Annotated in this window: 23 protein-coding genes; 15 read left to right on the forward strand and 8 right to left on the reverse strand. The window is 55.4% G+C overall.

Going from position 1 to position 22,371, the window contains the following annotated elements; all coding sequences use genetic code 11:
* Positions 1–392: 392 nt before the first annotated feature.
* On the forward strand, positions 393–1,172 hold the full coding sequence (locus M5M_RS05090; RefSeq protein ID WP_015046396.1) for an SIMPL domain-containing protein: 780 nt from the start codon (positions 393–395) through the stop codon (positions 1,170–1,172).
* Complete coding sequence (locus M5M_RS19330; protein WP_015046397.1) at positions 1,172–1,915, forward strand: sterol desaturase family protein; 744 nt, start codon at positions 1,172–1,174, stop codon at positions 1,913–1,915. The genes M5M_RS05090 and M5M_RS19330 overlap by 1 nt, the downstream gene beginning before the upstream one ends.
* Before the next feature lie 87 nt (positions 1,916–2,002).
* On the opposite strand, the gene M5M_RS05100 is transcribed toward M5M_RS19330, so the two are convergent.
* Together M5M_RS05100 and M5M_RS05105 are read right to left on the reverse strand one after the other, a co-directional pair.
* On the reverse strand, positions 2,003–3,325 hold the full coding sequence (locus M5M_RS05100; protein ID WP_015046398.1) for a spinster family MFS transporter: 1,323 nt from the start codon (positions 3,323–3,325) through the stop codon (positions 2,003–2,005).
* On the reverse strand, positions 3,322–4,473 hold the full coding sequence (locus tag M5M_RS05105; protein ID WP_015046399.1) for a mechanosensitive ion channel family protein: 1,152 nt from the start codon (positions 4,471–4,473) through the stop codon (positions 3,322–3,324). Before M5M_RS05105 ends, M5M_RS05100 begins: the two co-directional genes overlap by 4 nt.
* Before the next feature lie 217 nt (positions 4,474–4,690).
* Between M5M_RS05105 and M5M_RS05110 the strand changes: the two genes are divergently transcribed.
* The 11 genes from M5M_RS05110 to M5M_RS19340 all read left to right on the forward strand — a co-directional run bounded on the left by M5M_RS05110 (position 4,691) and on the right by M5M_RS19340 (position 13,666).
* Positions 4,691–6,172 carry a type VI secretion system contractile sheath domain-containing protein gene (locus M5M_RS05110; protein ID WP_015046400.1) on the forward strand — a complete coding sequence of 494 codons (1,482 nt, stop codon included), beginning with the start codon at positions 4,691–4,693 and terminating at the stop codon, positions 6,170–6,172.
* A 120-nt stretch (positions 6,173–6,292) separates the two neighbouring features.
* Positions 6,293–6,898 carry a DNA-3-methyladenine glycosylase I gene (locus M5M_RS05115; RefSeq protein WP_015046401.1) on the forward strand — a complete coding sequence of 202 codons (606 nt, stop codon included), beginning with the start codon at positions 6,293–6,295 and terminating at the stop codon, positions 6,896–6,898.
* A 9-nt stretch (positions 6,899–6,907) separates the two neighbouring features.
* Positions 6,908–7,369, forward strand: a complete 462-nt coding sequence (locus M5M_RS05120) for an OsmC family protein (protein ID WP_015046402.1) — start codon at positions 6,908–6,910, stop codon at positions 7,367–7,369.
* 9 nt (positions 7,370–7,378) lie between these two features.
* On the forward strand, positions 7,379–7,606 hold the full coding sequence (locus M5M_RS05125) for a hypothetical protein (RefSeq protein WP_015046403.1): 228 nt from the start codon (positions 7,379–7,381) through the stop codon (positions 7,604–7,606).
* Between the two features lie 144 nt (positions 7,607–7,750).
* Complete coding sequence (locus M5M_RS05130) at positions 7,751–8,176, forward strand: NINE protein (RefSeq protein WP_015046404.1); 426 nt, start codon at positions 7,751–7,753, stop codon at positions 8,174–8,176.
* Complete coding sequence (locus M5M_RS19335) at positions 8,173–8,646, forward strand: lysozyme inhibitor LprI family protein (protein ID WP_015046405.1); 474 nt, start codon at positions 8,173–8,175, stop codon at positions 8,644–8,646. Before M5M_RS05130 ends, M5M_RS19335 begins: the two co-directional genes overlap by 4 nt.
* A gap of 119 nt (positions 8,647–8,765) precedes the next feature.
* On the forward strand, positions 8,766–9,728 hold the full coding sequence (locus M5M_RS05140) for a DMT family transporter (RefSeq protein WP_015046406.1): 963 nt from the start codon (positions 8,766–8,768) through the stop codon (positions 9,726–9,728).
* 39 nt (positions 9,729–9,767) lie between these two features.
* Complete coding sequence (locus tag M5M_RS05145; protein ID WP_015046407.1) at positions 9,768–10,610, forward strand: hypothetical protein; 843 nt, start codon at positions 9,768–9,770, stop codon at positions 10,608–10,610.
* Positions 10,611–10,642: 32 nt separating this feature from the next.
* Entirely contained in the window at positions 10,643–10,921 is a 279-nt protein-coding gene (locus M5M_RS05150; RefSeq protein ID WP_015046408.1) for a hypothetical protein, read from the forward strand.
* 14 nt (positions 10,922–10,935) lie between these two features.
* Complete coding sequence (locus M5M_RS05155) at positions 10,936–12,288, forward strand: M28 family metallopeptidase (protein WP_015046409.1); 1,353 nt, start codon at positions 10,936–10,938, stop codon at positions 12,286–12,288.
* 88 nt (positions 12,289–12,376) lie between these two features.
* Positions 12,377–13,666: a serine/threonine-protein kinase gene (locus M5M_RS19340; protein ID WP_144062393.1), complete on the forward strand. Its 1,290-nt coding sequence runs from the start codon at positions 12,377–12,379 to the stop codon at positions 13,664–13,666.
* A gap of 244 nt (positions 13,667–13,910) precedes the next feature.
* On the opposite strand, the gene M5M_RS05165 is transcribed toward M5M_RS19340, so the two are convergent.
* Positions 13,911–14,192 (reverse strand): peptidylprolyl isomerase, encoded by a 282-nt coding sequence (locus tag M5M_RS05165; RefSeq protein ID WP_015046411.1) that lies wholly within the window; start codon positions 14,190–14,192, stop codon positions 13,911–13,913.
* Between the two features lie 71 nt (positions 14,193–14,263).
* Here M5M_RS05165 and M5M_RS05170 point away from each other — a divergent pair, with 71 nt between their 5' ends.
* Positions 14,264–14,677, forward strand: coding sequence for a glutathione S-transferase N-terminal domain-containing protein (locus M5M_RS05170; RefSeq protein ID WP_015046412.1), 414 nt, complete (start codon positions 14,264–14,266; stop codon positions 14,675–14,677).
* A gap of 69 nt (positions 14,678–14,746) precedes the next feature.
* Here the strand turns inward: M5M_RS05170 and M5M_RS05175 are convergent, their stop codons facing one another.
* The 3 genes from M5M_RS05175 to M5M_RS05185 form a co-directional block, all read right to left on the reverse strand.
* Positions 14,747–15,079 carry a glutaredoxin family protein gene (locus tag M5M_RS05175; RefSeq protein ID WP_016389228.1) on the reverse strand — a complete coding sequence of 111 codons (333 nt, stop codon included), beginning with the start codon at positions 15,077–15,079 and terminating at the stop codon, positions 14,747–14,749.
* A gap of 81 nt (positions 15,080–15,160) precedes the next feature.
* The gene (locus M5M_RS05180; protein WP_015046414.1) at positions 15,161–16,108 is read right to left on the reverse strand and encodes an acetyl-CoA carboxylase carboxyltransferase subunit alpha; all 948 of its coding nucleotides are present in this window, start codon (positions 16,106–16,108) and stop codon (positions 15,161–15,163) included.
* A 203-nt stretch (positions 16,109–16,311) separates the two neighbouring features.
* Entirely contained in the window at positions 16,312–17,070 is a 759-nt protein-coding gene (locus M5M_RS05185; protein ID WP_015046415.1) for an oxygen-binding di-iron domain-containing protein, read from the reverse strand.
* Between the two features lie 273 nt (positions 17,071–17,343).
* On the opposite strand from M5M_RS05185, the gene M5M_RS05190 reads away from it, so the two are divergent.
* Positions 17,344–17,994, forward strand: coding sequence for an OmpW/AlkL family protein (locus M5M_RS05190; protein ID WP_015046416.1), 651 nt, complete (start codon positions 17,344–17,346; stop codon positions 17,992–17,994).
* 119 nt (positions 17,995–18,113) lie between these two features.
* On the opposite strand, the gene dnaE is transcribed toward M5M_RS05190, so the two are convergent.
* On the reverse strand, positions 18,114–21,737 hold the full coding sequence (gene dnaE, locus M5M_RS05195) for a DNA polymerase III subunit alpha (protein WP_015046417.1): 3,624 nt from the start codon (positions 21,735–21,737) through the stop codon (positions 18,114–18,116).
* On the reverse strand, positions 21,737–22,357 hold the full coding sequence (rnhB, locus tag M5M_RS05200) for a ribonuclease HII (RefSeq protein ID WP_015046418.1): 621 nt from the start codon (positions 22,355–22,357) through the stop codon (positions 21,737–21,739). The genes dnaE and rnhB overlap by 1 nt, the downstream gene beginning before the upstream one ends.
* Positions 22,358–22,371 lie beyond the last annotated feature (14 nt).

The raw sequence follows: 22,371 nt of genomic DNA on the forward strand, positions 1-22,371 counted from the left end.
CGTTGCGCGGCTTTTTTTATGGCCATGGATGGCCTGTATGCCGACAAGAGCCATGGAGGGCGAGTCGGCGATGCCGATGTGTCGGACCACCCGCACTCCGGGTGGCGGTTCGCACAGCCAATTTGCCGCTCAACGATACGTCCTTTGTATCGATTCGCTCGCGCCACATCCCTGTGGCTTGCAAACTGGCTGTGCGAACCGCCAAACAAAGACCGCAGAGATGCAAAGCATTCACGGACTTTGTGGCATGAGCTCAGTGGGTAGTTATTGCCGTTGAACCCTTTTGGAATAGAGCCTAAGTTCCCTTCCCCATGTATTTCGGGCAATCTAAGCACTGTCACGCACAATGCGCCTGATTAAGTTCAGGCGCTCAATGTTAAATAAGGAAATTTATGCGCCAGTTTCTTGCCCTAGCCCTCACCTTTTGTGCACTGCCCGCTCTCGCATCACCCGAACTCAAAGGCAGCCCTGACGAGTTGCGTCAATTCCTCCACCCCAGTGAAAACCAGGTCATGCTCTATGCCGAGGCCGAAGAGACCGCTTACTCCGATATTGCTGTTATCGATCTGGTGGTGCGTACGGAAGCCAAAAATCTTGCGGACTCCTTGCAGGCCAACACCCGGATCAGGGAGACCATCACCAAAACACTGATTGCCGAAGGCATCGCACCCGATGCCATCAAGAACGCAAAATTTGCCACTTCACCTCAGTTTGGCTGGTTTGGCGACACGCCCAAAAGCTATGAAGTACTTAACCGCATTACCATCAAGGTATCGGATGAAGCCCACATGCAGCGCATAGCCACCCTTGCAGACAAACACAAAGAGGTGGAATTCGGCGGCACGCGCTTTGAGCACAGTGAGAAAGAAAAGTTTGAAGCTAAAGTCAAAAAGGACGCACTTGCCAAACTGATGCAACAAAAGCTTGAATATGAACAAGCGTTGGGCCTGGACCTGCAACCCATCAGTTTTCGCAAGGCGTCAGTGGAAATGGCACCCACCGCGGGCGCCATGGCGTTAGAAGAGATTGTGGTCACCGCATCCCGTTCAAAGCGGGCGGATTCTTACCTCAGTGACAGCCGTGAACCAGCCCCCGCCGCCACACCAAGTTTTGATGAGATACGCTACCATGCAGGCATTTATGTGGAATTCAGGGTTCAGAAGCCAAAATAATGTTTTTCGATTTACTGAACCCGCTGATCCACTACTGGATTGACGCACCGATTGCCATTGCCTGGGCAATGGCCGCAGTGGCCAACATTGCCATCTATCTGATTGGCGCCTTTGGTGTAAGCCGTATCAGCCAATGGCTGATACGCACGGGTACAGCGCGCTCGTACGATGCGAATGCCGTGGGTTCCCAACAATACCAACGGGAAATACAGTGGAGCTTGTTGACCTGCTTGCTACTTGCCTGCACCAGCCTGTTCACCCGGGAGCTCTATGGTGGGGTCTGGCCCGAATCGCTAACACAGTGGTTTTTTCAGGTGTTGCTGTTCGTGATTTATTACGAAGTCTATTCCTACGGCATCCACCGTCTTTTTCATACAAGGTTATTCAGGAAAGTACATGGCGTTCATCACCGTTCGGTGATCACTACACCATTCAGTGCTTACTCGGTTCACCCTATCGAAGCCTTAAGCATTGGCCTGAGTGCACCACTGTTTATGTTGATGGTAGATTTTTCACTGGGGCCAGCGTTCATTCTGCATGTGTTTGGCATGCTGTTTACCGTGGGCATTCATGCGAACATTGAACTGATGCACTGGGGCAAGCCACTGAACCGATGGACCCGTCATCATCAACTGCATCATGCACTGGGCAATCGGAATTTTGGCTTTACCAGCCTGATTTTGGATAGAGTGTTTGGAACGGCAGGGCCAGCAACGGACCCAGATCTAAAACCGACCAATTAAAACGAGCGGCGTTTTATTTTAGAAAGGTGTTACGGTGGGTTACGCTAGCGCTAACCCACCCTACAATACACCAACCTCTGAATAGACTTAATCGCCTAGCCGCATTTGGCCCAGTTCACGAGAATAAAAACAACTGGCCCGATAAAAACAAAACGCTGCCAATACGCCACCCAAAACCACCGCACTCAGCATGGCATAACGTAAGCCCTCGGCGCCCATGCTGGCACCCAGCCAATCACTGACCAGCCCCACATACACCGGCCCCAATCCCAGGCCGACAATATTAATCACGAGAAACAGCAAGGCCGATCCCATGGCCCGCATGCGGCTGTCGGCCAGATTGTGCGTCACGGCGATTGCAGGGCCGATATAACCGGTCATGATACTGCCGGGAATGATGTACACCAGCAGTGCACTCAGCTTGGCGTCCAATAGCAGTGTCAGTGATAGCAACGGTACGCACGCGAGTAAAATTCCCATTGGAACCCACAGGGCCCAGCGGACATTTTTTTCGCTTAGCCTGTCCGCCAAATAGCCTCCAGCAAAGGTACCTAAAGCGCCTCCCACACCGGCGATCATCGCCAACCAGGAGCCGATTTCTCCGGTACCCATGCCGTGCAACCGCACCAGAAAAGAGGGTAACCAATTCGCCAGGCCATATCCCACAAAGCTGCTGAGGCCCGCACCAATGGCCAGCCAACGCACCGTGCGCTGTTGCCAGAAATGCGCCACCACCTGCAAGAAGGGCACTGTTTCCTGCGCTGCATTTTCTTGCTTAATACTTAATCGCGTGGGTTCATCGACAGTGAATTTAATCAGCAATGCAATCAGGATGCCGGGCGCCGCGACGGCAAACAACGCAACACGCCAACCGTAGAGTTCATTCAACCAGCCACCCAGCAATAACCCCACCAGAATGCCAATATTGATACCGAGAGAATAGGTGGCCATGGCGGTGGCACGGAATTTTTGCGGAAATATATCGGAAATCATGGAATGCGCGGGCGGGCTGCAGCCCGCTTCGCCGATACCCACACCAATACGCGCCGCCAGCAACTGGAGGTAGGACTGCGCCATACCGCACAGGGCGGTCATCAGGCTCCACAGGCTGATCGCCAGCGCAATAATATTTTTACGCTTACCCACATCGGCCCAGCGGGCAATGGGAATGCCGAAGCCCACATAGAAAATCGCGAAGACAAACCCGTTCAGTACTCCCAGCTGGGTATCCGACAACGCAAATTCCTGTTTGATGGGTTCCTGCAAAATAGAAATAATCTGCCGGTCCACAAAGTTGAACACATAGGCCAGCGTCAACAACGCCAACACATACAATCGATAATCCGGGCGCTGATAGCGCCCACTGATCGCCGGCGCGGGCGACGGTACCGTTTCCTTGGCTGAGTTCATCCTGATTCCTTCTGATCGTTGGCCGGCCATTGCCTGATGTAGACATCCTGTTTGGCGTAGGGAATTTCGACACCGTGGGCATTGAACAGTTTATAGATGGTCATATAGAGCTCGTGCGCGATGCGGCCGCGGTCTTCAGGCTTGGTTATCCAGGCCATCAGATTGAAATCCAGGCTGGAGGCGCCAAACCCGCGCAGGCGCACTTTCGGTGCAGGGTCATCACACAGATCCGGGTGTTCCCGCCCCACTCTGGCCAATAACTCACACACCAGATCCACATCGCTGCCATAGGCCACACCCACCACGATGCGAATACGCAGCGCTTCTGGCCCGCCGCTCTCGTTAATAATTTTTGCACTGGCAATCACGCCATTGGGAATCGTGATCTCCACATCATCCCGCGTCAGTAAGCGGGTACTGCGCAATCCGATTGCACACACCTTTCCGCGCTCACCCGAATCCAAATTAATGTAATCGCCAATTTTGTAAGGCGCATCGGCTACGATAAAAAAGCCGGAAAACAGATTGGCCAACGTATCCTTGGCCGCAAAGCCCACAGCCAAGCCCGCAATACCCGCACTGGCGAGCCAGCCCACCGGATTGATACCCCAGATCATCAGCAGCAGATAACTGCCGATCATGATGGCAATCAGCTTTATCGTGAGGTCAAACAACGGGACGGTGCGGGAATCGACAATCCGGAAACGATGTGCATTGCTGAGCGCATCCAGCACGATGGAGGTCACCTTCAACGCGGCACTCATCCAACTGGCCACTATCACCGAGACCGCCAGCTTGACCAGGGTTTCACCACCCCACGGCAGCTGTACCACGGCGATGGCCAGCGACACCCCAAAATAGAAAATGGTATTGAAAATAGGTTTTTTCAGCGCGGCAAGTACCCGATCATCAACGGTGGATGCCGTGAGTCCGGTGAGCTTGCCCACCAGCCCCACCAGCACAGTGCGCAGCGCGAGCCCGAGCAGGTAAAAACCCACAACGATGATCAGCGCACCGAGCCAGGGGTGATCAATAACCAGCGTCCAGAATGACAGCAATGGTTCTGGTAACCACTGATTCACATCCAATAGCTGATCTGAAATGGAGATTGGGGTGCTATCGCCGGTATCCGCTGGCGCCTGGGACATGGAGTTTCCTGATTATTGTCTTTATTCAGGCCATCATTACAAAGCCCGCAAGGACAGGCAACCGCAATTTTCCAGCCCTGAAACCAACGTACCAAGACAAAAGCAGAATCGGTGGTTTTATCCCCTATTTCGCCTGCAATCCATAACGCCCTGTTCAGTCCCTGCGAGTAAATCATTACACTCCGCCTTCGACATATTGCTGCAAAGAGGGATCTCAATGACACGCGCCAGCATCCATACCGGCGGAATCGTTTTCGGTTCCGGCGACGACCTGCACTCCCCCAAAGCCCTGCCCACCGACGACGCCGGCATGCCTCTGCACATTCTGCTGATGGCCGATCTGGGCGGAACCGGCAGCCGGCGTGAAACTCCCTTGAGTGAACGGAAAATACTGGAGATCAACCGGGATAATTTCGAGCAACGGTTTTCTGCACTGAACGTTGCTTTGGACTTACCCAATGAGGACGAATCACTTGGTTTTGCCGAATTTGATCATCTGCACCCGGACTATTTGTACACCAATACGGCCCTGTTTAAGCAACTGCGTGCGTTAAAACAGCAATTGGCCAATCCCGCCACCTTTAACACCGCTTTGCAGCAACTCACGGGTGAAGATACCCCGGTCGCACCGGCCTTGTTTGACCAATTGTTGGCTGGCGCACAAAGCGGCGACTCGCACGACCTGCTTGATCAGGTACGCGACCCCGATGCGCTCATCCGATCAATCGTGTCACCCTTCATTGAACCCGCGGAAGACCCCCGCGCAGCCCCACTTGTCGCGAGCGTGGAGCAGGCGAGCCAGCAAGCCTTGCGTAAACTCATGCACCGCGGTGGTTTTAAGCGCCTGGAAGCCAATTGGCGCGCGCTCGACTTTTTGTGTCGAAACATCCAATCCAGTGCGCAGCTCAAACTATTTGTCTTGGATATCAGCGAGGCAGAACTGCGCGAGCAATTCAATCGCAGCAACGACATCACCGAGACGGAGATTTACCGTCGCACCGTAGCAGAGCCTTCACAACCGGGCGGCGTCCCCTACTCGGTTCTGCTCAGCGATATCACTTTGCAAGACCGGGTCGAGGACATCCGCGTTGCCGCTGGTCTGTCCGCCCTGGCAGTTTACTCAGACGGCATTGCGCTGATCAGTGGCAGTGAGCGCATTGCCGGGTGTGAAAGCCTGTCGACTACGCCCGATCCACGGGACTGGACACACCAGTCCGACGCAGAGTTCTTACAGTTGTGGTCGGTATTGCGGGCCGAGCCGCAGGCCGAATCCCTGTTGATCGCCGCCCCGCGATTTCTGTTGCGGTTGCCTTATGGCGCTAAAACCGCACCGCTGGAATATCTGGCGTTTGAAGAGCTGGATCATCAGGCGCCACATGAAAACTACCTTTGGAGCCCGGGCGCCTACCTGGCTGCTCTGCTCATTGCCAACACCTTTGAGCAAAACTATTGGGATTTCAGCGACCGGGTATTGAATCAGGTCAACGACCTGCCCTTGCATATCCGCCCGGACGAAGACGGCGACCCCATTGCGCAAGCTGTGGCGGAAATCTATATGACCGACACCACTGCCAGTGCGCTGATCAACGCCGGACTCTGCCCATTACGCTCAGTGAAAAACGAAGCGGCTGTGCGCGTTCCTCAACTGGTTTCCGCAGCGTCCCCTGCCACGCCGGTATTGGCAGCTATTTCTGCCTGAGTCTTTGGGAATGTAAGGGCTTATCAACAGCCTGCCAGGGCAGCCACGCAACTGGCTGCCTGCATTCCTCTCCTGTTACACTGGCAGTAAGGGTTTCCGTGCACCAGACAGGACACTATCATGACGGATTATTTTATCGCACCCGACCAGAAGCCCCGCTGCCAATGGACCGGTGCCGCGCCTGAATTTCTTGCCTACCACGATACTGAATGGGGGTTTCCCGTTGCGGACGATATCCGTCTGTTCGAAAAAATCTGCCTGGAAGGTTTTCAGTCAGGGCTGTCCTGGCGCACCATCCTGGCCAAACGGGAAAATTTCCGCCTTGCCTTCAAAGGCTTCGACTTCAAAAAAGTGGCGCGCTTCAACGAGAAGGATATTGCCAGATTACTGGCTGATGAAGGCATTGTACGGCACCGAGGCAAAATAGAAGCCACCATTAACAATGCACAACGAGCACTGGAGCTCATTAAAGAACAGGGCTCCCTGGCGCATTATTTCTGGCAATTTGAGCCTTCCCCATCCAGCCTCGGCACACCGCAAACCCAATCCACGTCGGATGTTTCCAAAACCATCTCAAAAGATCTGAAAAAGCGCGGCTGGAAATTTGTAGGGCCCACGACGGTTTATGCCTTTATGCAGGCCATGGGATTGATCAACGATCATGTGGAGGGTTGCTGCATCCGCGCCAAAGTAGCCAGCGCCCGAAAATCGTTTAAACGCCCCTAAGGAAGTCGAATGAGCCACTACACCGCAACCGTCGTCTGGTCCCGCCAGCCCGACGAAGTATTCACCGATAACCAATACAGCCGTGGTCATCAATGGCAATTTGATGGTGGAGTAACCGTGCCGGCTTCCGCGTCGCCGCACATAGTCCCCTTGCCCTGGTCTGTAGAAGCCAACGTGGACCCGGAAGAGGCCTTTGTCGCGTCCATCTCCAGTTGCCACATGTTGTTCTTCCTTTCACTGGCCGCCAAAAAACGCTGGTGCGTTGACAGTTATACCGACGCGGCAATTGGCACAATGGCAAAAGATGCCGAAGGCAAAATCGCCATGACCCAGGTCACACTTCGCCCCACCGTGACCTTTACTGGCGACACGCCCAGTCGGGAGGCTCAGGAACAATTGCACCACAAAGCCCATGCGTTGTGTTTTATCGCCAACTCGGTGAAAACCCTCATTACCACTGAACTCCAATAAGGAAATCCCATGGCACATATTGAAATGTCGCTGCTGTCAATCGAATGCTTTACCAATGACGGCAAGCTCGACGCCGATGAATTAGGTAAATTAATCGCTCTGGCAGAGCGGGATGGCGTCATTACCCAGGAAGAAATCAGTGTCCTGACCAGCATTATCAAACGCATCAAGCCCGAAGAGGTTACCGCTGATATGCGGGCACGCTTAAAGGCGCTGGGTAATAAATTCGGCATCTGATAAGCCATTGATAGCCCCCTCACAGGCTCAGCGAGGGGGTGTTCAACAGCCTGCTAACGCACACCTCGCACTGCTGGCCGCAACCGGGCTGACGTCGGCAGTGTCAGGCCCTACATTAGTGCTTCATGCGCCAAGGATCGAATGATGAATACGCCAACCTCTCCTGCAAACCGGGCCAACGATACCCACAACCTGCCCATGGGCTATCTGTTCTGGATTTTTGGCTTTATGGGCGCCCACCGCTTTTACTATGGTCGCCAACTGTCCGGCACCTTGTACTTTTTCACCTTTGGTCTGTTTCTGATCGGCTGGATTGTGGACCTGTTTCTGATTCCCTCCATGGAGCGCACCGCCGACCGCCGCTACACCGAAGGCAATACCGATTACACCCTGAGCTGGATATTCCTGACCTTCCTTGGTTTTTTCGGTGTGCACCGGTTTTACATGGGTAAATGGATTACCGGCATCATCTGGTTTTTCACCTGCGGCCTGTTTTTGTTCGGTTACCTCTACGACCTCTGGACACTCAATGAACAGATCGACGAGGTTAACGCCGGAGCAACGCGATGAAACCTGTCTTGCCGGGCTTGCTGGTATTCGCACTGATGACCTTCGCGTGTCAGGCACAGGACACTGACATTCAGCCACCGGCACAACGCATGCATCCCAGCTGGGACCTGAACGGCGATGGCATCAATGATTGCGAAACCGATGGCAGCTGCGATCATTCGGTGGATTACACCCAGCCACGCAACACCCAACCCACCTTTGACTGCCGGCTGGCCGAAAGCCAGGTCACTGAGCACATATGCGCCCACCCGCAACTTGGCCTGCTGGACCAACACCTTGCCCGCGCTTTCAGACTGGCCCAATCGCAGGCCGCCGATCCTGCAATGCTGAAAGCCGAACAACGCGGCTGGATCAAAGGCCGGGACGACTGCTGGAAAAGCGATGACCTGAACGCCTGCATTACGGATGCCTACAAGCGTCGCATAGCGGAGCTGGAATCAGGACGGTTTGCAGGGCAGTCACTGAATTAAGTGGGTGATACCGCCAACGGATTTCTGGGATTGCCGCCAATGATCGTCTAGAGTCCTGTCCTGTTAATTCACCGATTACCTGGACAGCGCACCCGTTGTTATCCGATCCGAGGCCACCCATGCTCCATTCCACCCGCTTTGCCCTGTTTATGTTGGTATTGGTTTGCGCCATCTGGGGGGTGGGCTTTGTGGTGACCGAACACGCGCTCGGCAAGCTCAGCACGCAATCACTGAACGCACTGCGGTTTGCATTAGCCGCCCTGTCATTGCTGCCACTCTGGTATTGGAGCGGCAATCGCCGTGCTTTTGCAGAGCACGGCAAAATGCTGCTGGGTGCCAGTGCCGGCCTGGGCTTTGTTCTGTTTCTGGCGTTTTACACCCAGACCGAAGGTTTGCGTCACACCAGCGTGTCTAACGCCGGATTTATTACCGGCATGCTGGTGCCATTGGTACCCCTGCTGAACTGGCTGCTGTTCCGCCAGCGCATTGGCAAACATGTATTGATCGCCGTAGCCCTGTCGTCGCTGGGGCTTTGGTTACTCACCGGTGGGGCGTCGGCGTTGAACAAGGGCGACTTACTGGTACTGGCAGGTGCAGTGGGCTACGCCACCCATATCGTGCTGACCGGCCACTATGCCCGCAAGTTGCCGGTTTTGGCGCTCGCCATGCTGCAGATGGTGGCCGTCAGTGTGTACAGCCTGCTCGCCTCGGCCATATTCGATGCCGACCGGTCCCAGACCGTATTCGTCCTCAGCGTCGAGCATTGGGCCAACCTGTTAACGCCCGACATCATCGGGGCCTTTATCTGGATGGCCGTGCTCTCCACCGCCTTCGGTTTCTGGGTACAAACCCACTGCCAGCAAATGCTGGAAGCACATAAGGTGGCGCTGGTGTTTGCACTGGAGCCGATTTTCGCGCACATTGCCGGTGCGATCTGGCTGGATGAACGCCTGACTCTGGCCGGCTGGCTGGGCGCCGGTGCCATCATCGGTGCCATGTTGCTGGCCGAGCTGGGCGATCGCAAAGCCAACGCCAAACTGCATCCCGGTGACCTGGCCGTGGCGCCGGACCCGGGCGACTGAAAATGCTATAGTCAGCCTTCGTTTCAGACAGGCTCAACAATGCGTCCCAGCCCTTTGCTCACACTGGCCATTACCACCAGCACGCTCGCCTTCGCAGCCCCTGCGCATAGCCAGAAGGCCGGCAGCTTTTGCTTTGCCATGGCCTCCACCTACTATGAGCAGCTGTACTGCGAAATCAGCGCCCGCGGTGAAGGGGCAAGCCTGCCTGCCTTTTACCAGTTTAAAAACAACAATGAACAGACCCAGGCGCTGCTGTTAAAGCGGCCCGCCGCCCGCATCGGGGTGGAGGTAAAACCGCCCATCCGCCGGGCCACGCCAACAGTTGCCAGCATCGCGCCGGCACGCGCAACGCCTCTGAAAAATTCCGCTGCGACCGCCCCGGCACCAACAGTGCAAGCGACCCAAAGCCGGCAGCCGGATTGCGCCCTGACCGGCACAGACATCCATTGCGATGGTGTCCGCTTCAGCCTGTTAACCAATCGCCAGAATCGCCATCTCGCTAAGGGCGCGTTGGATGCCGACAACCAGATGGCCTTGGCCCCGTTTAACGGCGATATGCAAAACGAAAATCAGGTGCGCGACTACTTGTATGGCGCCTACAGCCAATACCTGGATGCCATGCACCGCATTGGACTGGGCGGCGTGACCACCAGTTTTGGCAAGTTCAGCTACCTGTTTTACGATTACCATGAGCGCGGCATCGGTTTTGAGCAACGCTTTGAAACCCTTTACCATTATCTGAAAAAAGACAAAGCCAGTTTGCCGGTAAGCGATGCACCGGCAGACACACAGAACCTGAACCTGGCCAGCTGTGCGCCATTGCAATCACGCTTTATGGTGTGCGAACACGGTAACCGCAACCTGGTGTTTGCCGCGCAATAACCGGCCTTTTACCCAACCATGAGACCCTTGTAATGAGTGGATTTAGCAAGCAAGACCTGGAGCGCGAAAGCAACGCCGAATTAGGCCAGGGCCACATGTGTACCAACAATATCCACCCGCACCACCTGAAAATCTACCGGGTAAAAAAAATAGACGGTAAACCTCAGAAACATTGGGAGCTGTTCAGTTTGTGGCTGGCCACCGCCGAGGATGTAGCGAATGGTGAGGCAGAAAAAGAAGACGAAGTACTGAATCTGTCGTCCATTGAAATTGAATTCTGTCCCTTTTGCGGTACTCAACTCGCCCAGTAACGGAACCCATTACCATGCGCTATTTATTCCTCGCTGCTCTGACCTGCGCCCTGCCCGCCTTCGCCAGCCAGTGGCAGGCCCCGCCGGCGGAAAAGGCAGAACTCTATGCCATCGGCAACGCGGCCAGCGCAGAACGAATTGAACGCGATATCACCAAACTGGTGTCCTTCGGCACCCGCCATACCCTGTCGGATACAGTCTCGGACACCCGCGGCATAGGCGCGGCCCGGCGCTGGATTGAAAGCGAATTCAAACGCATCAGCAAGAACTGTGGCGGCTGTCTGGAAGTCATCACCGTGACCGATACCGTCAGCGGCAAACGTATTCCCGAACCCACCGAAGTGGTCAATGTGATTGCCATTCAACGGGGTAAAACAGACCCCCAGCGCGTGGTAATGATGGCCGGCGATATCGATTCGCGGGTCACCGATGTGCTCAATGCCAGCGCTGATTCGCCGGGCGCCAACGACAATGCCAGCGGCGTTGCCGGCGCACTGGAAGCCGCGCGGATACTCAGTCAGTACCGCTTCAATGGCACCATTGTTTATGCCGCCCTGTCCGGTGAAGAACAGGGGCTTTACGGCGGCGCCATCCTCGCCAACTACGCCAAACAACAAGGTTGGAACATCGATGCGGTACTCAACAATGACATGATCGGCAATATCGCCGGCATCAACGGTGTGATCGACAACCGCACGGTGCGGGTATTTTCCGAAGGCACCCGGTATGTGGAAACCGAAGACGAGGCGCGCCTGCGCCGCTTTACCGGCGGCGAAGTGGATTCGCCCTCGCGCAATCTGGCGCGCTACATTAAGAAAGCCGGCGAGCAATACGTGCCCAACCTGGATGTCATGATGATTTACCGGCTCGACCGGTTCGGGCGCGGCGGCCACCATCGTCCCTTTAACGAGGCCGGCTTTCCCGGCGTGCGGATCATGGAGACCTGGGAACACTACGACCGCCAGCATCAGGACCTGCGCACGGAAAATGGCATCACCTACGGCGATACGCTGGACGGGGTGAACTTCCCCTACGCTGCCAAACTCACAAACCTCAATGCGGTAACGCTCGCCAGCCTGGCATGGGCGCCGGCGCCACCGGCCGACGTGTCCATTGAAGGCGCCGTCAGCCCCGATACCACCCTCAAGTGGAAAACACCGGCTCACGCTGACAAGCTGGCCGGTTACCGGATTTACTGGCGACTCACCACCGATTCAGAATGGCGTTACAGTCGTTATGTGGGTAAAACCAATGCCTACACGCTGAACAATATTGTGATCGACAATTACTTCTTTGGCGTTGCCAGTGTGGCGGAAGACGGCAGCGAAAGCCCGGTGGTATTTCCAGGCCCGGCCGGTGCCTTCTGACCCGGCCAACGCCAGGCATCTGCGGGTATCTATTTGATCGGCCTGTAAAACGTTAAAATACCGATCCGAGCCATTGCTGCCGTTTACCATGCACCCGTTGATAAAAACATTGCCCGCGAAAACCATCCAGCCCATCGGTTCGGTGGTGCGGGGCTGCCTGTTGCTACCCCACGCCATCGGCGACAAGACACTGGCCAAAGACTGGCTCGCGCGCGCCCATGGCGCCTGGCTGGCCACCTTGCTGGTTGTCGCCTATTTGCTGTTCGCCAACCAATGGCTTGCCGGGGTACTGGCGGACTGGCGCTACCCGCCGCCCAAGGAATCCCTGGGCAAGCGTATCGTCCAGGTGTTTAACCCTAATGTCAGTCACAAGCATCCCTTGCGGGATTCCCAACAGCGTCTCTATGCGCGTTACGGCTACTGGAGCCTGGGCATTCCGGTACTGCTACTGCTTGGCGCACTGCCGGGCGCCGTGCGCCGGCAGGCGTTGAATGCCTCTGGCTCAGACCAGGATCTTGCCAGCACTCAGGTGCGTTCAGGGCCAGCGATACCTACACAGGTGTTTCAGCCAAAGCCCGAGCTCGGCCTGGTAGGCGAAGGCCAACGTTATCGGCTGGACGCTTTGCTGGCATCGGGCGGTGCGGGTGTCGTTTACCAGGGTTTTGATACCCGCTTGCAGCGCGCGGTGGCAATTAAGAAACTACTGGGCCACCTCGAGCAGGATCCGGTCATGCTCGCCCGCTTCAAGACCGAAGCGCTGAGTTTGGCCCGACTCAACCATCCTCATATCGTTCAGGTGTTCGATCTGTTTGAGGACAGGGGAAATCAATGGTTGGTGATGGAATGGATGACCGGTGGCAGTCTCGCCGACGTGATCCATGAGCATAAAAAGCTGCCCGCGGCGCGCGCAATCAGCATTGCCCGGCAGGTAGCGGATGGTCTCGCTCAGGCCCATGCCGAGGGTATTATCCATCGCGACATCAAACCCGATAACATCCTCTTTGATGGCCGGGGCAACGCCAAAATCTCGGACTTTGGCATCGCCCGCACCGGCAACAATAACCACCAGACCCAGGCCGGTCTGGTCATAGGCTCCCCGGGTTACATGAGCCCGGAGCAGGCTGCAGGCGAAGCGGCCAGCTCAGCCAGCGATGTCTATGCGCTGGGCGTCACCGTTTACGAAATGCTGGCCGGCGAGTTGCCGTTCACTGGGGAAACCACGCAGGTGTTGCTCAAACACATCAGCCGGCCACCACCACTGCTTCACACGCTAATGCCCGAACTGCCCGGGCCGCTGTGCGCGCTGGTCGATCGGATGTTAGCCAAAGACCCCACGCAACGGCCAACCGACATCGCCCAAAGCCTGCGCACGCTGTAAGACTTACACTATTTTTCATCCGGGCTATTTACAATTGGCCAGTACAAGCCTAGCTTTATGGCGTGGCCGCGCGCGCGTGGGCACTTTCCCCGGCGCAGCGTCACGCTATTCAGCCGAGGAAAATTCCCATGAGTAAAGAACTCCGCTCCAGTAAAGAAGCCAAGAAAAAAGCCCTGTTAACCCCCAAGCAGAAAAAGGCCGCCAAACTCGCCAAAAAGCAGAGCAAGGTCTTCCTGCCCGAGGATTAATCGTCCCGATAGATTGTCTCGATGAGATGAAACCCGAACTGGGTCTTGATCGGCCCGTGCACTGTGAGCACGGGCTTTTTGAACACCACCTGATCGAATGCCTTGACCATTTCACCGGGTCTGAATTCGCCCAGATCCCCGCCTTTACGGCCCGAGGGGCAAAGTGAGTGTTTTTTAGCCAGCTGACCAAAATCAGCGCCCTTTGCCAACTGCTGCTTGAGTTTTTCCGCCTCAGCCTTGGATTTGACCAAAATATGGCGCGCGCAGGCTTTTGCCATGATTTACCTCTGGAAAATGTGATCTGAATCCCTATAATGCGCGCCAATCTTAACCGGTGGAGTCAACTTCCATGAAGTTTTTGCTCAAACTGGTGCGCGAAGGACTGGGGCGCATCATTATTGCTGTGGATTTTATCACCCGCCCTCGCCCATTGAAGCGCAGCAAGCCCGAACAGGCCAAAGTACATGCCCAGCTCAACAATCTGGCGCTGTACCAGTTCTATGCCTGCCCCTTCTGTATTAAAACCCGACGGGCTTTGCGCCGCCTGAATTTGCCCATGCAAACCCGCGATATCGCCGACGGTTCGCCATACCGGACAGAGTTGGAAAAGCATGGCGGCAAAATTCAGGCGCCCTGCCTGCGGATTGAGTCCGACGGCAAGGTAGAATGGCTGTACGAGTCCAAAGCCATTATTGCGTACCTGGACAATCGGTTCGGCGTGGTAGCCGGCCACGTGAGCACATCTGAGGCAGCTACCAGCTAGGCTAGCCCTCCTGGTCTGACTGGCACCGGGTTTAGCTGTTCCTGCCGGAACAGCTCACCATCCACAGAACTATTTGCTTGCACTTGCAAGAATTTGCTTGGGGTTGTATCCGCGAATTACATCGCCATTTACAACCAGCAGCGGAATACCGCTGCCATTGAGCGCTTTATATTGCACAAGTCCTTCAGAAGACTTTTCAATGTCATATTCCACGTAAGGGATACCGTGCTCCGCCAATAAGCTGCGGGTCTTTTTGCAATAACCACACCAGGCCGTGGCATACAGCACAACCTCAGCATTGTATGTCCGACTATCATCCGGTGCGGTTGTGAACGGACTACGGATAACATCAAATTTGATCAGCAGCGCAACGGCAGCCACGAGCAATAAGAGCTTCTTCATAAAATCAGACAGGGTCCATTTGTCGTTTGTAAAGCAATAAAAAAAGCCGCATGAGCGGCTTTTACAGTCCAGATTTACCCATCAATTACCGTAACTCATCAAACGCTTATAGCGTTTTTCCAGCAAGTCGTCGGTGCTGAGTGCAGACAATCGATCCACTTGTTCGATCAGTCTGGTTTGAAGGTTGACAGCCATGGTATCGATATCGCGATGAGCACCGCCCAGGGGCTCCGGGATGGTCTCATCCACGATACCCAACTCTTCCAATACTGAGGACGTCACACCCATGGCTTTGGCGGCATCGGGCGCTTTTTCGACGGTTTTCCAGATGATGTTGGCACAACCTTCAGGGCTGATCACAAAGTAAGTGGAGTATTGCAGCATATTAAGCTGGTCACCCACGCCGATAGCCAATGCACCGCCGGATGAGCCTTCGCCAATCACGGTACAGATAATAGGGGTGCGCAGACGCGACATCACCGCCAGATTCTGGGCAATGGCCTCGGAAATGCCACGTTCTTCGGAATCGATGCCCGGATAAGCACCGGGGGTGTCGATCAGCGTGAGCACAGGCATCTTGAATCGTTCAGCCATTTCCATCAGGCGCAGCGCCTTGCGGTAACCTTCGGGCTTGGGCATGCCGAAGTTGCGCATCACCTTCTCTGGCACAGACCGGCCCTTTTCTTCACCGATCACCATTACAGGCTTGCCATCCAGACGGGCAACGCCGCCAATGATGGCCTTGTCATCGCCAAAGTGACGATCACCGTGCAGCTCATCCCAATCGGTGAACATGCGCTTGATGTAGTCGGAGCTGTAGGGACGCTGCGGGTGGCGAGCCACCTGCACGATTTGCCAGGGACTCAGATCCGAGTAGATATTGGCCGTGAGCTTTTTGCTCTTGTCCTGCAGCTTGGCAATTTCTTCGTTGATGTTGAGGTCGTTATCAGACCCCACCAGCCGCAACTCTTCGATTTTCGCTTCGAGAACCGCGATAGGTTGTTCAAAATCCAGATAATTAAGATTCATCTTCGCCATCTATGGGTTGGGGGCCTGCGCCCTCTTATTTTGCCTGCTGACCGCTTGTCCACAGGGCTAAAATTGCCGCTAAAGATACGCGAATCTCATCCCCCCGTCACCCTTGACGGCGCAAAAAAAGGCCTGAATACACCCCATTTATGTCGTAAATGGCCACCTTTTTTCTTCATCTTCATCAAACGTACGTTTGAATTCTACCCCATCAAATCAGTGCCACAGGGCAGATCATAAATCCAGTCCAAAAACTGCTGCACTTGGGCCTTGCCCACAAACGCACTGCCATGCTGAGGCACCAGCATGTGGATGTCCAAACGCGATACCCGCTCAACCCACAGCTGGCAGGCCCGGTTATTGGCCATATAACGCTGGTGGAAGCCGCGCATCAGGGGAATATGCGCATTGAAATCCTGAACGCCTTGCACCGGTGGGCTGTCCACCATGGAGGCGCCCATGTCTCCGCTGAACAGAATACGGGCCTTTTGGTCGTAGAAATGGAAATTACCCGCCGAATGCAGGAAATGGGCAGGCACGGCCTTGATCACTGACTGGCCCAGCGCAATATCCATGCCCTCGTCCGGAATTGCCACTATCCGTCCGCCCACCGAGGTCGCCATTTTGCCGGTGACGAAACCGGAGGCAAGGTGGGGCAAGAAGCGTGACCAGAGTTTAGAGGTCACTACCTTACATTGGGTATGCATCAACCAACGGGGTAAGGAAGCAATAATGTCCGGGTCCTGATGGGAGGCGAACACATAGGTCAATTGATTAGCTTTGATGTGCTTGCCGATTTCTATTGATAACGGGGTATAAGTCAGATCACCACCCGGGTCGAGTAAGGCAGCCTCGGCGCCATCAACAATGAGAAATTGGTTGGCCTGCACACCATCGCCGGTAACCAGGTCAGTAAAACTCAAACATTTATGCTCGCCCTGCTGAAACAGTGTGATCGCCATAACCTCTCCTGCAATCTGACATTCCGGCATTCCTGCCGGACAAAAAAAGGAAGAGCAGGCTACGCACGTTGTCCACAAGTGGTATTGCGCTACATCAACAAACCCGGCGCCAACAAGGTTTGCGGTGCCACATTTTCGGCAACCGATCTACCTCCATTTTTTCCTGCCAGAAAAAATAACTGACTCTCCGTCTACTTAATCTGGATCAATAAAATGGGTACACCAAATCGATACAGTGCACCCATACAAATCACACAGCGATGAGGTTTAACGATGAAATCACTGACGACGTTGGCATTGGCAATTGCAGCCCTGTCCACCCAGCAAGTAAGTGCAAACGACTGGATAGTCCGCGCAGGTGTTACCAGCGTGCAGCCCAACACCAGCAGCAGCTTTATTGCCATTGATGGCACCGCCACCGACAGCAAAGTCGACATCGGCAGCAACACCCAACTGGGTCTGACCGCAACCTATTTGGTGGACGATAACTGGGGCATTGAATTGCTGGCAGCCACACCGTTTACCCACAAAATCAAAGCCAAAGGCGGCGCACTGAATGGTGCCGGCGTAGGCGAAACCCAGCACCTGCCGCCCACACTCAGCGCAGTTTACTATTTCACCAATGGCGATCTGCGCCCCTATGTTGGATTGGGTCTGAATTACACAACGTTCTTTTCCGAAGATGTGGATGCCGATCTGGAAGGCATTCTGGGTGCAAGTAAATTAACGCTGAAAGACTCCTGGGGCCTGGCGGCGCAAATTGGTGTGGATTACAACCTGAACGATCGCTGGCAGCTGAACGCCTCCATGCGTTATATCGATATCAACACCGATGCGAAAATTACCAACGGCACCAATGTGGTGACAGCGGACGTGGATATCGATCCCTACGTTTACAGCCTGATGGTGGGCTATAAGTTTTAATATGTTGCTAGTTGCTAGTTGCTAGTTGCTAGTTGCTAGTTGCTAGTTGCTAGTTGCTAGTTGCTAGTTGCTAGTGAGAATTTTACTAGCGACTAGAAACTAGTCGCTAGTAACTTCCATCAATAAACCATCCGCACGGCTTCTTCGCCAAAAATATCACGAAGCTCTGTCAACAATTGCTCGGACGCATTGACTTTCCATTCTGAGCCAAACAACACCCGGCCCCGGGCGATGTCGTTTCGTAAATCCACCGACACCGGGCAGTTGCCACCGCGATGCTGGTTCAACACCTGTATCAGCGCTTCAACCTGTTTATCGGCTATGGCTTCACGTTGCCATTCCATGTGAACACCCCGCGCAAGACCGGCGCGTGCTTCGCCCAGTGTGTTGACGCTGTCAGCACGCATTTTCAGCATGCCGGAATAATCGTCGTGACTCACCTGCCCTTCAATTACCAGCATGGCGTCTTTGACAATTTTTTCCCGGTAGTTGTTATAGGTATCGGAAAACAACGCCACTTCAATGCGTCCCGAACGATCATCCAGCGAGACAAACGCCATAGTATCCCCACGTTTGGTTTTCATTACCCGCATCGCCACCACCAGACCGGCAACCCGCTGGTTGGATTTTTCCGGCTTAAGATCGGCGATGCGGTTGGACACCAGGTACTTCAACTCACGCGCGTATTCATCAATGGGGTGGCCAGTGAGATACAAGCCCAAGGTGTCGCGCTCGCCCTCAAGGCGCTCGCGCATAGTCCAGCTTTTCACGCCGCGGAATTCGCTGTACACATCATCATCTTCGGCGGCCGCTGTGGGTACAACCTCACCAAACAAGTCCATCATGCCCGCCGCTTCATTGGCGTGGCTTTGCTCGGCGGCTTTCACCGCCTCGCCGATGGCCGACATGAGTACGGCGCGGTCGTAATCCAGGCTTTGCTGCGGACCGATAGTGTCAAAAGCGCCTGAACGTACTAACGCCTCCAATGCACGCTTGTTCACTTTGCGCGGGTCGATGCGGGCACAGAAATCAAACAGACTGGTAAAGGGGCCGCCGCTGTTGCGGGCCTGAATAATATTGTCTACAGGGCCTTCACCCAGGCCTTTGATGGCACCCAGGCCATAGACAATGGCACCTTCAGGATTCACGTTAAACATGAACTCGCCCGCATTCACATCCGGCGGCAGGAGCTTGAGCCCCATCTCCCGGCATTCTTCAATAAAGGTCACCACCTTGTCGGTTTTATCCATGTCCGACGACATGGTGGCAGCCATGAAGTGGGCGGGGTAATGCGCCTTGAGCCACGCAGTCTGGTAGGACACCAACGCGTAAGCGGCGGAGTGGGACTTGTTAAAACCGTAGCCGGCAAACTTTTCCACCAGGTCGAAAATTTTCATCGCCAGATCCGGGTCCACGCCCTGATCGGCTGCGCCGTTTTCAAAAGTGGAGCGCTGCTTGGCCATTTCCTCGGGTTTTTTCTTACCCATAGCCCGGCGCAACATGTCAGCGCCACCGAGCGTATAACCGGCCAGCACCTGGGCAATCTGCATCACCTGCTCCTGGTACACGATCACCCCGTAGGTGGGTTCCAGAATCGGCTTGAGTGACATGTGCTGGTAAGTGGCATCCGGGTAAGCCACCTTGGCGCGGCCGTGCTTACGGTTGATAAAGTCATCCACCATGCCGGACTGCAGCGGGCCAGGACGGAACAGAGCCACCAGGGCGATCATGTCTTCCAGATTGTCGGGCTGCAGCCGCTTGATCAGGTCTTTCATGCCGCGCGATTCGAGCTGAAATACTGCCGTGGTTTCTGCGCGTTTCAACAGCTTGAAGGTTTTCTCATCATCCAGCGGCAGGGCGGAAATATCGAGCGGTGGCTCGCCGGTTTTTTGCCGGTCGCGATCAATCATTTTGACCGCCCAATCGATGATGGTGAGCGTGCGAAGGCCGAGGAAGTCAAACTTCACCAGGCCTGCGGATTCCACATCGTTTTTGTCGTATTGGGTCACCAGACCGCCGCCGGTTTCATCGCAATACAGGGGCGCAAAATCGGTGAGTTTGGTAGGCGCGATCACCACGCCACCGGCGTGCTTACCCACGTTGCGGGTGAGGCCTTCCAGCTTCACTGCCATTTCCCAGATTTCACCCGCCTCGCCGTCGGTTTCGATAAACTCCTTCAGCAGCGGCTCTTCTTCCAACGCCTGCTTGAGCGTCATGCCGGGCGTGGGCGGGATCATTTTTGAGAGTTTATCGGCCAGGCCGTAACTCTTGCCCTGCACCCGCGCCACGTCGCGCACCACCGCTTTCGCGGCCATGGTACCGAAAGTAATAATCTGGCTCACCGCATCGCGGCCGTATTTGTCGGCCACGTAGCTGATGACCTTGTCGCGGTTTTCCATACAGAAATCCACGTCGAAGTCGGGCATGGATACCCGCTCCGGATTCAGGAACCGCTCGAACAGCAGGTCGTATTCGAGCGGATCCAGGTCGGTAATTTTCTGCGCATAGGCCACCAGCGAACCGGCACCGGAACCCCGGCCAGGTCCCACCGGAATGCCGTTGTCTTTGGCCCACTGGATAAAGTCCATTACGATCAGGAAGTAGCCGGGGAATCCCATCTGCATGATGATGCCGAGCTCAAACCGCAACCGGTCAATAAACGCCTGTCGCTTGCTGTCGTAGTCCGGATCATCGCGCTGAAGAATGCGTTCGAGCCGCCATTCCAGACCTTCATAGGTGATTTTCTGGAAAAACACATTCACACGCAGCGCTTCGGCATATTCGGGCGTGGACTCCTTGCCTTCCCATTTGCCCGCCATGGCCGTGCGCGCTTCCTCGCGCATGTAGTCCAGCGGATAGATGGAAAAAATCTCGCCTTGCTCAAAGTCATCCGGGATCGGGTAGTCGGGCAGGAAGTAGGTGCCGAGCTGGATATTCACCGAACAGCGCTTAGCAATTTCCACGGAATTCGCCAGCGCTTCCGGAATATCGCTGAACAAGTCGGCCATTTCCTCGGCCGAACGGAGGTATTGCTGCTCGCTGTACCGGCGCTCGCGGCGCGGGTCATCCAACGCCCGGCCCTCGCCGATGCACACGCGCGCCTCATGCACTTCAAACTCATCGGCGTGCAGAAAGCGCACATCATTGGTGGCCACCACCGGGCACTGCATTTTCTCCGCCAGCGCCACAGCTGCGTGCAGATAATCTTCTTCGTTTTCGCGCCCGGTGCGGGTGAGTTCCAGATAAAACCGGTTGGGAAAATCCGCCTGCCAGGCCGCCAGTAATTGTTCTGCCTGCTGCTTGCGGCCGGCGATCACTGCTTTACCCACATCGCCAAACCGTCCGCCGGATAAAGCAATCACACCTTCGGCATGATCGCGCACCCAATCGCGCTGGACCCGGGCGGCACCGTGATACTGACCGTGTTGCCAGCCCTTGGAAATCAGTTCGGTAATTTTTTTGTAGCCTACATCGTTCATGGCCAACAGGGTGATCAGGCTTTCGTTGCCCTCCTCATCCACCAGCGTCAGATCGGTACCGGCAATGGGTTTGACGCCACTGCCCTCACATTTGGTGTAGAACTTGATGAGGCCGTAGAAATTGGCAATATCGGTCACGCCGCAGGCGGGCATTTCCAGCTCTTTCAGCCGGTTGATCAACGGCCCCACCCGCACCACACTGTCGGTGAGGGAAAACTCTGTATGCAGGCGCAGGTGGATAAAGCCCGGGGTTGCAGCAGTCATTAAAAGAGATCCATTTGTTCAATTTGCTTGCGCACCGGCCCGAAGGATTGGCGGTGGTGTGGGGTAATACCGTGTTCGGCGATGGCCGCCAGGTGATCGGCGGTTGGGTAGCCCTTGTGCCCGGCAAAGCCGTATTTGGGGAATTGTTCGTGCAGCGCCACCATTTCCCGGTCGCGGGTGACCTTGGCCAGAATGGAGGCCGCTGAAATCGCCGCCACCCGGCTGTCGCCTTTAACCACACACTCGGCCGGGTACTGCCAACGCGGGATTTTGTTGCCATCCACCCAGACGTGCTCCGGCTGGGGATTCAGCCCCTGAACTGCGCGGGTCATGGCCAACAGGCTGGCCTGCAGGATATTGAGTTTGTCGATTTCAGCCACACTGGCCCTGGCAATGCAAAAGGCCAGCGCCTTGGCCTGAATCTCGGGAAACAGGGCTTCGCGCTTTTTCTCGGTGAGTTTTTTGGAGTCGTTCAGGCCCTGAATCGGGTTGGCCGGGTCCAGAATCACCGCCGCCGCTACCACATCACCTGCCAGGGGCCCACGGCCCACTTCATCCACGCCTGCCCCCAAGCTGCCTGAATAAACACTGACAAAGGGCCCCAGCTCTACCTTGCTCATTTATTGATCAAACC

It is taken from the genome of Simiduia agarivorans SA1 = DSM 21679, assembly GCF_000305785.2.
Lineage (GTDB): Bacteria > Pseudomonadota > Gammaproteobacteria > Pseudomonadales > Cellvibrionaceae > Simiduia > Simiduia agarivorans.

Bases quoted from the DNA above. Each gene is read 5' to 3' on its own strand.
- M5M_RS05100 (WP_015046398.1), bottom strand. From the start codon at position 3,325: ATGAACTCAGCCAAGGAAACGGTACCGTCGCCCGCGCCGGCGATCAGT.
- M5M_RS05170 (WP_015046412.1), top strand. From the start codon at position 14,264: ATGAAGTTTTTGCTCAAACTGGTGCGCGAAGGACTGGGGCGCATCATT.
- M5M_RS05130 (WP_015046404.1), top strand. From the start codon at position 7,751: ATGAATACGCCAACCTCTCCTGCAAACCGGGCCAACGATACCCACAAC.
- M5M_RS19340 (WP_144062393.1), top strand. From the start codon at position 12,377: ATGCACCCGTTGATAAAAACATTGCCCGCGAAAACCATCCAGCCCATC.
- rnhB (WP_015046418.1), bottom strand. From the start codon at position 22,357: ATGAGCAAGGTAGAGCTGGGGCCCTTTGTCAGTGTTTATTCAGGCAGC.
- M5M_RS05155 (WP_015046409.1), top strand. From the start codon at position 10,936: ATGCGCTATTTATTCCTCGCTGCTCTGACCTGCGCCCTGCCCGCCTTC.
- dnaE (WP_015046417.1), bottom strand. From the start codon at position 21,737: ATGACTGCTGCAACCCCGGGCTTTATCCACCTGCGCCTGCATACAGAG.
- M5M_RS05090 (WP_015046396.1), top strand. From the start codon at position 393: ATGCGCCAGTTTCTTGCCCTAGCCCTCACCTTTTGTGCACTGCCCGCT.
- M5M_RS19330 (WP_015046397.1), top strand. From the start codon at position 1,172: ATGTTTTTCGATTTACTGAACCCGCTGATCCACTACTGGATTGACGCA.
- M5M_RS05190 (WP_015046416.1), top strand. From the start codon at position 17,344: ATGAAATCACTGACGACGTTGGCATTGGCAATTGCAGCCCTGTCCACC.
- M5M_RS05165 (WP_015046411.1), bottom strand. From the start codon at position 14,192: ATGGCAAAAGCCTGCGCGCGCCATATTTTGGTCAAATCCAAGGCTGAG.
- M5M_RS05120 (WP_015046402.1), top strand. From the start codon at position 6,908: ATGAGCCACTACACCGCAACCGTCGTCTGGTCCCGCCAGCCCGACGAA.
- M5M_RS05140 (WP_015046406.1), top strand. From the start codon at position 8,766: ATGCTCCATTCCACCCGCTTTGCCCTGTTTATGTTGGTATTGGTTTGC.
- M5M_RS05145 (WP_015046407.1), top strand. From the start codon at position 9,768: ATGCGTCCCAGCCCTTTGCTCACACTGGCCATTACCACCAGCACGCTC.
- M5M_RS05150 (WP_015046408.1), top strand. From the start codon at position 10,643: ATGAGTGGATTTAGCAAGCAAGACCTGGAGCGCGAAAGCAACGCCGAA.
- M5M_RS05185 (WP_015046415.1), bottom strand. From the start codon at position 17,070: ATGGCGATCACACTGTTTCAGCAGGGCGAGCATAAATGTTTGAGTTTT.
- M5M_RS05115 (WP_015046401.1), top strand. From the start codon at position 6,293: ATGACGGATTATTTTATCGCACCCGACCAGAAGCCCCGCTGCCAATGG.
- M5M_RS05125 (WP_015046403.1), top strand. From the start codon at position 7,379: ATGGCACATATTGAAATGTCGCTGCTGTCAATCGAATGCTTTACCAAT.
- M5M_RS05175 (WP_016389228.1), bottom strand. From the start codon at position 15,079: ATGAAGAAGCTCTTATTGCTCGTGGCTGCCGTTGCGCTGCTGATCAAA.
- M5M_RS05105 (WP_015046399.1), bottom strand. From the start codon at position 4,473: ATGTCCCAGGCGCCAGCGGATACCGGCGATAGCACCCCAATCTCCATT.
- M5M_RS19335 (WP_015046405.1), top strand. From the start codon at position 8,173: ATGAAACCTGTCTTGCCGGGCTTGCTGGTATTCGCACTGATGACCTTC.
- M5M_RS05180 (WP_015046414.1), bottom strand. From the start codon at position 16,108: ATGAATCTTAATTATCTGGATTTTGAACAACCTATCGCGGTTCTCGAA.
- M5M_RS05110 (WP_015046400.1), top strand. From the start codon at position 4,691: ATGACACGCGCCAGCATCCATACCGGCGGAATCGTTTTCGGTTCCGGC.